The 1394-nt window shown below is 56.3% G+C and carries 1 rRNA gene; it reads right to left on the bottom strand.

Annotated features, from left to right (window positions below):
* Window positions 1-2: 2 nt before the first annotated feature.
* Window positions 3-1394 (bottom strand): 23S ribosomal RNA (locus ACF1AK_RS36320); the annotation flags it as partial.

The raw sequence follows: 1394 nt of genomic DNA, 5'->3' as shown, positions 1-1394 counted from the left end.
CTGAGGACAAGCCCTCGGCCTATTAGTACCGGTCAACTCCACCCCTCACAGGGCTTCCATATCCGGCCTATCAACCCAGTCGTCTACTGGGAGCCTTACCCTCTCAAGGAGGTGGGAGTGCTCATCTCGAAGCAGGCTTCCCGCTTAGATGCTTTCAGCGGTTATCCCTCCCGAACGTAGCCAACCAGCCATGCCCTTGGCAGAACAACTGGCACACCAGAGGTTCGTCCGTCCCGGTCCTCTCGTACTAGGGACAGCCCTTCTCAACACTCCTACGCGCACAGCGGATAGGGACCGAACTGTCTCACGACGTTCTAAACCCAGCTCGCGTACCGCTTTAATGGGCGAACAGCCCAACCCTTGGGACCTACTCCAGCCCCAGGATGCGACGAGCCGACATCGAGGTGCCAAACCATCCCGTCGATATGGACTCTTGGGGAAGATCAGCCTGTTATCCCCGGGGTACCTTTTATCCGTTGAGCGACGGCGCTTCCACAAGCCACCGCCGGATCACTAGTCCCTACTTTCGTACCTGCTCGACCCGTCAGTCTCACAGTCAAGCTCCCTTGTGCACTTACACTCAACACCTGATTGCCAACCAGGCTGAGGGAACCTTTGGGCGCCTCCGTTACCCTTTAGGAGGCAACCGCCCCAGTTAAACTACCCACCAGACACTGTCCCTGATCCGGATCACGGACCCAGGTTAGACATCCAGCACGACCAGAGTGGTATTTCAACGACGACTCCACCATGACTGGCGTCACGGCTTCAAAGTCTCCCACCTATCCTACACAAGCCGAACCGAACACCAATATCAAGCTATAGTAAAGGTCCCGGGGTCTTTCCGTCCTGCTGCGCGAAACGAGCATCTTTACTCGTAATGCAATTTCACCGGGCCTATGGTTGAGACAGTCGAGAAGTCGTTACGCCATTCGTGCAGGTCGGAACTTACCCGACAAGGAATTTCGCTACCTTAGGATGGTTATAGTTACCACCGCCGTTTACTGGCGCTTAAGTTCTCAGCTTCGCCCCACCGAAATGGAGCTAACCGGTCCCCTTAACGTTCCAGCACCGGGCAGGCGTCAGTCCGTATACATCGCCTTACGGCTTCGCACGGACCTGTGTTTTTAGTAAACAGTCGCTTCTCGCTGGTCTCTGCGGCCACCCCCAGCTCAGACAGCACGTGCCGTCACCAGGAATGGCCCCCCTTCTCCCGAAGTTACGGGGGCATTTTGCCGAGTTCCTTAACCATAGTTCACCCGAACGCCTCGGTATTCTCTACCTGACCACCTGAGTCGGTTTGGGGTACGGGCCGCCATGAAACTCGCTAGAGGCTTTTCTCGACAGCATAGGATCATCCACTTCACCACAATCGGCTCGGCATCAGGTCTCAG

Origin of the sequence: Kitasatospora sp. NPDC015120 (genome assembly GCF_043080305.1) — a bacterium.
In the GTDB taxonomy this organism is placed as follows: Bacteria; Actinomycetota; Actinomycetes; order Streptomycetales; family Streptomycetaceae; genus Kitasatospora.
This window is presented reverse-complemented; position numbering and strand designations above follow the sequence as displayed.